Origin of the sequence: Thermus thermamylovorans, from assembly GCF_004307015.1 — a bacterium.
Taxonomy (GTDB): Bacteria; Deinococcota; Deinococci; order Deinococcales; family Thermaceae; genus Thermus; species Thermus thermamylovorans.
Genome location: NZ_SIJL01000004.1, coordinates 177,286 through 184,245, shown reverse-complemented (window position 1 = coordinate 184,245; position 6,960 = coordinate 177,286). Strand labels below are relative to the sequence as shown.

The following is a 6,960-nucleotide window of genomic DNA, read 5'->3' as shown; positions in this document are numbered from 1 at the left end:
CAAATGTGGTGGCCAATTACAGCATCTTTACACCATCCCCCGGACCGAGGTATCCTGGTCATGTGCGGGACCGGCCTCGGGCCGGTTTTCCTTATTCCCCTATTGTACCCCGGAGTGCCCTGTAATGCATCCAGACACCTTACGGTTTATCTACGGTTTATCTACGGTTTACGGTGCTTTCCTTAGCTGAATGCCAGGAAATGTACCTTCACAGAATCCTCGACCAGGACGCAACAAACTGCACATACCTGCCCTGAGATGCCCGTACTTTAGGCANACTGCACATACCTGCCCTGAGATGCCCGTACTTTAGGCACCTTGCAAGCGGGAGGTCAGGGGTTCGAATCCCCTCCGCTCCACCACGATGGGCAGGGCAAATCCCCGGGGCAGCCCCCGGGGGTTTTCGCCTTGGGGGGGCTCATCGGGGGGGCACCCGTAGGCTTTCCCCCCGGGGCGGTCGGACGGCAAAAGGCCCGGCCCTGGGGCCGGGCGTTTGGCGGAGAGGGCGGGATTCGAACCCGCGAGGCGGGTTTAAGCCCGCCTACACGATTTCCAGTCGTGTCCCTTCAGCCACTCGGGCACCTCTCCTGGCGCCGAACCTGAGTGTAGCAAGGGCCCCATTAGGCGTCAAGTAAGCTGAAGGCGTGCGGGTGGTGGTGGCCCACGAGAACCTGGACTTCGACGCCCTGGGGTCCATGGCCCTGGCGGGGAAGCTCTTTCCCGGGAGCGTCTTGGTCCTGGTGGGGGGTCTGGAGGGGCCCCTGAAGGAGATCGCCCCCCTCCTCGAGGACCGGCTGGACCTGGTGCCTGCCGCCGAGGTGTCCTTGGGCAAAGTCTCCGAGGTGGTCCTGGTGGACAACGCCCGCCCCGAGCGCATCGGCCCCTTCAAGGCCCTGGTGGGGCGGGTGCCCTTCCTGGTCTACGACCACCACCCCCGGGCCCCAGGGGATGTGCCCGCGGTGGGGGGAAGGGTGGCGGAGGTGGGGGCCACGGTGAGCCTCCTGGTGCCCCTTCTTCGCGAGCGGGGCCTCCCCCTCACCCCCTTGGAGGCCACCTTGGCCTACGCGGGGATCTGGGAGGACACGGGGGGCTTCAGCTTCCCCTCCACCACGCCATGGGACCTCGAGGCCGCCCGCTTCCTGGCGGAGAGGGGCGCGGAAGTACCCCGGGTCCGCACCTGGGTCCGCCCCCAGCTGGGCGAGGACGCCCGTTCCGTCCTCAAAGCCCTCCTCAAGACGGCCCGTGTGGTGGAAAAGGGAGGGTTCCGCCTCCTTCTGGCCCGGGCGGAAGAGGAGGGGTATGTTCCCGCCCTGGCCCCCCTGGCCCACACCCTTTTGGACCTGCACGAGGCCGACGGGGTCCTCCTGGTGCTCCGGCTGGGGAAGGACACCCTCCTCATCGCCCGCAGCCGGGGCCGTTTGGATGTGGCCCGCTGGCTGGCCCGGGTGGGGGGCGGGGGGCATCCCCGGGCGGCCTTCGCCCGGGTGCGGGGGGCAAGGGGGGCGGTGGGGCGGCTTCTGGAGAGCCTGGAAGCCTTCCTGGAGCCGGAGGCCCGCCTGGTGGAGGCCATGACCAGCCCGGTGGAAACCCTGGCCCCCACCTCGGTGCGGGAGGCCCTGCGCCTTCTGGAAGAGCGGGGCTATGGGGCCATGCCCGTGGCGGTGCCCCTGGGGGGCGGGGCGGTGCGCCTCCTGGGCCTGGCCCGCAGGCGGGACCTGAGGAAGGCGGAGCGGCTTGGCCTTTCCGACCACCCGGTGGAAGGCTTCCTGGCCCGGGCGGTGGTCCTACCCCCGGAAACCCCCCTTTCCCGGGTGGAGCCCTACCTGAAGGAGGGGGGCGGGCGGGTGTTGGTGGGGGAGCGGTTGGGGGAGGGGTGGCGGTTGCTCGGCATTTTCACCCGCACCGACCTATACCGCAAGCGGCCTCCAGGGGAGAAGCCTTTGGGGGAGAGGCTCCTGGAGGCCCTGCCCGAGGGGGCCAGGCGCGTGCTCCTGGCCCTCAAGGAGGCCTTCCCCCAAGGGATCTACCTGGTGGGGGGCTCGGTGCGGGACGCCCTTTTGGGGCGGTCAGGGCCGGACATCGACCTGGTGCTGGAGCCGGGGGTCCGGGCGGGGGAAGTGGCCCGCTTCCTGGTGGAGCGGTTCGGAGGAAGCTACGGGCTGCACTACGCCTTCGGCACCGCCCGGGTGCGCCTCTCCTTCGGCCTGGTCCTGGACCTGGCGGAAAGCCGGGAGGAGGTCTACCCCTACCCCGGGGCCCTGCCTCAGGTGCGTCCGGCCCCCATCGCCAAGGATCTAGAACGGCGGGACTATACCGTGAACGCCATGGCCCTCTCCCTGGCCTCTTTGGAGCTTCTGGACCCCTACGGAGGGCTTAAGGACCTGGAGCTCCGCCTCCTCCGCCCCCTGCACCCCCTCGCCTTCGTGGAGGATCCCAGCCGCATCGTCCGGGGGGCGCGCCTTGCCGCTAGGCTAGCCTTTCGCCTGGCCGAGGAGGCCCTTTCCGCCCTGCCCCCGGCCCTCCTCCCCGAGGTCCTGCGCACCGCCAGTCGCAGCCGTCTGCGGGACGAACTCTTTCTGACCCTGGAGGAGGAGACCTTTTACGGGGCTTTGGCCCTTTTGGAGGAGCTCGGGGCCCTGGCTCCCCTTTACGGCCTCCGCCTTCCCCCCCCCGAACCCTTCGGGAGGCTCCGCCCCCCCCGGGAGGAGGCGCGAGGGGAAAGGCTCCTCCCCGAAGCCCGCTTGCTCCTCCTGCTCTTCTTCCAGGAGGAGCCCCTGGGGCGGGCCCAGGCCCTGGGCCTGCCCAGGCGCCTTCAGGAGGGGCTCAGCGTGTTGCTGAAGGCCGCCGGGGGGGAACCCCTGGAGGCGGAGCGGGAGGCCTTGGAGAAGGAACCCCTGAGGAGCGCCTTTTTGGCCCTCTTCCCGGAGAAGGAGGCTTGGCTCAGCCAAAGGCGCCGAGTCCTCATGGGCCGGGACCTTCTCCAGCTGGGCCTCAAGCCGGGGCCCAGGGTGGGGGAGATCCTGCGCCGGGTGGCGGAGGCCCGCACCCGGGGGGAGGTGCGGACCTTTGCGGAGGAGCTCGAGCTAGCCCGTAAACTGGTGGGGGATGGGACTCTTTCCGCTCCTCAATGACCCGCCGGTCTTCCTCCTGGCCTTCCTCCTCGGAGCCTTGGGCCTCATCGCCCACAACCTCTTCCAGGCCCGCCTGGCGGACCGCTACGGGGACACCGCCCCCAGGCGCTACGGCTTCCTCACCCTGGACCCCCGGGTCCACCTGGACCCCTTCGGCCTCATCCTCCTGGTCCTCCTGGGCTTCGGCTGGCCCCGGTTCGTCCCCACCCAACTTCCGGGGAAGAAGGGGGCCTGGGTGGCCCTCATGGGGCCTCTGGGCTTTTTCGCCATGGCCTTCCTCTACGGACTTCTCTCCCGCTTCCTCCCCTACCCCTTCGGCGAGGGCCTCCTTTGGGGGCAGCGGCTCATGCTCCTGCATGCCGCCATCTACCTCTTCCCCGTGCCGCCCTTAGACGGGGCCAAGGCCCTCTACGCCGTGGGCAGCTTCGAGGCCCGCCGTTTCCTGGACCGGCTGGCCGCCTACGGCCCCTTGGGCTTCATCGTCATCTTCCTGGTCCTCTCCTTCACCGGGGTCACGGGGGCCGTGGTCCAGGGGCTGGCTGGGCTGCTCGCCGCCCTTTACCGGGCCATCGGGCTATGATCGCCCTCCTGCAGCAGGACCCCCTGGCCTTCTTCCTGGCCTTCGCCGCTTTGGTCTTCAGCCTGGTCCTCCACGAGCTGGGCCACGCCTACAGCGCCTACCTCTTCGGGGACCCCACCGCCAAGCGCCAGGGGCGGATCACCCTGAACCCCTTGAAGCACCTCGACCCCCTGGGCACGGTCCTCCTCCTCTTCGTGGGCTTCGGCTGGGCCAGGCCGGTGCCCGTCAACCCCGCGGCCTTCTCCCACTACCGGCTGGGGCTCTTCGTGGTCTCCATCGCCGGGATCGTCATCAACCTGGTCCTGGCGGTGCTCTTCGCCCTCCTGGTGCGGGGGCTCTATGCCGTAGACCCCCTGGGGGTCGCCCTCACCTTCCAGGGGGAGGGGCAGACCCCCTTGGGCCTTTTGGCCCTGGCCCTCTTCTTCGCCAGCTCCATCAACCTGGTCCTGGCGATCTTCAACCTCCTGCCCATACCCCCCTTGGACGGCTCCAAGATCCTGCAAAGCCTTCTTCCCCTTTCCTGGCAACCCCTTCTTTGGCGGCTGGAGCAGTACGCCTGGCTTTCCTTCCTCCTCATCCTCACCGTGCTCCGGGGACCCATCCAGGAGGTTTTGCGCCTCGCCCGGGAGGTCTTCTTCGGCTTCTTCTTCGGCTAGACTGGGGCCGTGCGCACCTTTAGCCTGGTCCTGGCGGTGGCGGCCCTCATCCTGCTCCTTCCCGCCCTCCTGCCCCTCCTCGGCTGGCTCAACTGGCTCGTTTTGCCCCTGGCCCTTCTGGCGGCGGGGCTGGGGGTGCTTTCTGGGGAGGAGCGGGCCTTCAGGCTAGGCCTCCTGGTCCTGGTGGTTTCCGCGCTACGCCTCTTCTTGGGCGGGGGCCTCCTCTAGCCAGCCCCGGAGAGCCCGCAGGTTCCAGGCGTCCTCCTCCGGGCTCCTCGGGGTTTCCAGGATGAAGACCTTGCCCGCAAGGCGGGGGTCCAGGAGCACGCCCTTAAGCCCTTCCCCGATCTGGCCCTGGAGGAGGTGGGCGTGGTGGTCGATGCGGCTTCCCAGGCCCCCCACGGAGTCGTTCAGGTGGACCACGGGGACCCGCTCGAGGCCCACGGCGCGGTCCAGCTCGGAGAGGACGGCTTCCGGGGCCTCCTTCACGTCGTAGCCCGCGGCGTAGGCGTGGCAGGTGTCCAGGCAGACCCCCAAGGGGGTGCCCTCTATGAGCCAGGCCAGTTCCTCAAACCGCGCCCCCACCTTCTCCCCGCCCCCGGCGGTGTTCTCCACCAGCAGCTTGGGTCTATCCCGCACCCCGGCGAGGCGGAGGGCTTTAAGGAGCCCTTCCTTCACCCGCTCCGGGCTTCCGGAGCCAGGGTGGACCACCACGTACTCCAGGCCCAGGAGGCGGGCCTTTTCCAGGTCGTCCGCCAGGCTCACCACGCTTTTTTCCCAAAGCTCCCCTTCCGCCCCCAGGTTCACCAGGTAGGAGGCGTGAATCACCCCGGGAAGCTCCCCGGCCATCTCCTTGAGGGCCCGGAAGGCTTCCACCTCCGCGGGGGAGAGGGCGCGGCTCTTCCAGCTCCTCGGGCTTTTGGCGAAGATCTGGAAGGCGGAAAGGCCCAGGGCCAGGGCCTCCTCCACCGCCCCCGCCACCCCCTTCTTGCCGGCGATGGAAAGGTGAAAGCCGTAGCGCCTCATTCCAGCACCTCCAGCCGCACCCGGGTGGCGGAAAGGGCCCCGATGGCCTTGGCGGCGGCGTAGGAGAGGTCGATGATGTACCTGCCCCCGAAGGGCCCCCGGTCGTTGATGCGCACCACCACGCTCTTGCCGTTTTTCAGGTTGGTGACCCGCACCCGCGTGCCGAAGGGCAGGGTGGGGTGGGCGGCGGTGAGGGCGTGCATGTCGTAGCGCTCCCCGCTGGCGGTGCGGCGGCCGTGGAAGCCCGGGCCGTACCAGACGGCGAGGCCCTCCTGGGCGAACCACCCCCCTGGCCTTCCCTCCTCCCTTCCCACCTTGAGCACCTGCCCCGGGCGGATGAGGTCCCCCTGGAGGCCGTTCAGCTCCCTAAGCTCCGCCACGCTGAGCCCGTGGGCCCGGGCGATGCGGAAGAGGGTGTCTCCCGGCTGGACCGTGTAGGTCTGGGCGAGGGCGGTGGCGAGGAAGAGGGCCAGGCAAAGGGCCCGCACCTACACCTCCCGCCAGCCCCGGGGGAAGCGGGAGAGGAGCTCTATGCCCGTTTCCGTGATGAGGACGAGCTCCTCGATGCGCACCCCGCCCACCCCAGGCAGGTAGACCCCGGGCTCCACGGTGACCACCATGCCCGCCTCGAGGGCCTCCTCCGTGTAAGGGGAAAGCCCCGGCCCCTCGTGCACGGCCAGCCCCACCCCGTGCCCCAGGGAGTGGACGAAGTGGCGGTCCAGGTCAAAGCGCTTAAGCTCCTCCCGGGCGAGGGCGTCCATCTCCTTGGTGCTCTTCCCTGGGCCCAGAACTTCTAGAACCCGCTCCAGGGCGGCCAGGGTGGCTTCAAAGGCCCGCCGGAGCTCCCCGTCCACCCGCCCCAGGGCCACGGTGCGGGTCATGTCCGAGTGGTACCCCGCCACCCTGGCCCCCAGGTCCAGGGTGACGAGCTCCCCCGCCCCCAGGGGCTTCTCCGAGGCCCCGGCGTGGGGCAGGGCTCCCCGCACCCCCGAGGCCACGATGGGGGGGAAGGCCACCTCGGCACTCCGTCGTTTCAGGAAGAACTCTATTTCCAAGGCGACCTCCCGTTCCAAAACCCCTGGCTTGAGCAGGGTAAGGGCGTGGGCCAGGGCTTCCTCCGCCAGGGCCTGGGCCTTGCGGATCCTTTCCACTTCTTCCGGGGTCTTTTTGAGCCGGAGCCGCTCGATAACCCCCTTGGTGGGTACCCACTCCGCGGGGGCCAGTTCCCTGAGGCGTTCCAGGGCGGCATAGGGGAGATGTTCCGCCTCAAAGCCCACTCGGCCCTTCAAGCCCTTGAAGGCCTCCTCTTTTTCCTCGCGCTTCAGCACCTTGGCGGGGATGCGGCTTTCCCGCTCCGCCTCGGGGTAGCGGGGATCCGTGAGGAGGAAGGCTCCTTCGTGGGTAACGAGGACCTGGGCGTCTTCGGGGTGGGGAAAGCCCGATAGGTAGCGCACGTTCTCGGGACGGGTCACGTAAAGGGCATCCAGCCCTAGGGGCTCGAGGAGGGTCTTCGGGTCCAGCACGGGGCCTACTATACCACCCGCTAACCCTCTTCTGGGTTCACGCC

7 protein-coding genes and 1 tRNA gene are annotated in these 6,960 nt (G+C 69.1%); 4 read left to right on the top strand and 4 right to left on the bottom strand.

All coding sequences use genetic code 11. The annotated features are described in order from the left end of the window. Positions 1 to 494: 494 nt before the first annotated feature. Positions 495 to 588: transfer RNA gene (locus ETP66_RS04755), tRNA-Ser, on the bottom strand. A gap of 56 nt (positions 589 to 644) precedes the next feature. On the opposite strand from ETP66_RS04755, the gene ETP66_RS04750 reads away from it, so the two are divergent. The 4 genes from ETP66_RS04750 to ETP66_RS04735 are packed head-to-tail and all read left to right on the top strand — an operon-like array spanning position 645 to position 4,595. Beyond that, positions 645 to 3,131 carry a CBS domain-containing protein gene (locus tag ETP66_RS04750; RefSeq protein ID WP_130841118.1) on the top strand — a complete coding sequence of 829 codons (2,487 nt, stop codon included), beginning with the start codon at positions 645 to 647 and terminating at the stop codon, positions 3,129 to 3,131. Next, entirely contained in the window at positions 3,106 to 3,711 is a 606-nt protein-coding gene (locus ETP66_RS04745; protein WP_130841116.1) for a site-2 protease family protein, read from the top strand. The genes ETP66_RS04750 and ETP66_RS04745 overlap by 26 nt, the downstream gene beginning before the upstream one ends. Then, positions 3,708 to 4,367, top strand: a complete 660-nt coding sequence (locus tag ETP66_RS04740) for a site-2 protease family protein (RefSeq protein WP_130841114.1) — start codon at positions 3,708 to 3,710, stop codon at positions 4,365 to 4,367. Before ETP66_RS04745 ends, ETP66_RS04740 begins: the two co-directional genes overlap by 4 nt. A gap of 9 nt (positions 4,368 to 4,376) precedes the next feature. Then, complete coding sequence (locus ETP66_RS04735; RefSeq protein ID WP_130841112.1) at positions 4,377 to 4,595, top strand: hypothetical protein; 219 nt, start codon at positions 4,377 to 4,379, stop codon at positions 4,593 to 4,595. On the opposite strand, the gene nfo is transcribed toward ETP66_RS04735, so the two are convergent. The 3 genes from nfo to ETP66_RS04720 are packed head-to-tail and all read right to left on the bottom strand — an operon-like array spanning position 4,563 to position 6,913. Next, complete coding sequence (nfo, locus tag ETP66_RS04730) at positions 4,563 to 5,393, bottom strand: endonuclease IV (RefSeq protein WP_130841110.1); 831 nt, start codon at positions 5,391 to 5,393, stop codon at positions 4,563 to 4,565. The two genes, ETP66_RS04735 and nfo, sit on opposite strands and share 33 nt — an antisense overlap. Next, a complete protein-coding gene (locus ETP66_RS04725; protein ID WP_130841108.1) occupies positions 5,390 to 5,881 on the bottom strand; it encodes a septal ring lytic transglycosylase RlpA family protein in 492 nt (163 codons plus the stop codon). The genes nfo and ETP66_RS04725 overlap by 4 nt, the downstream gene beginning before the upstream one ends. Beyond that, the gene (locus ETP66_RS04720; RefSeq protein ID WP_130841131.1) at positions 5,882 to 6,913 is read right to left on the bottom strand and encodes a M24 family metallopeptidase; all 1,032 of its coding nucleotides are present in this window, start codon (positions 6,911 to 6,913) and stop codon (positions 5,882 to 5,884) included. Between the last annotated feature and the right edge of the window lie 47 nt (positions 6,914 to 6,960).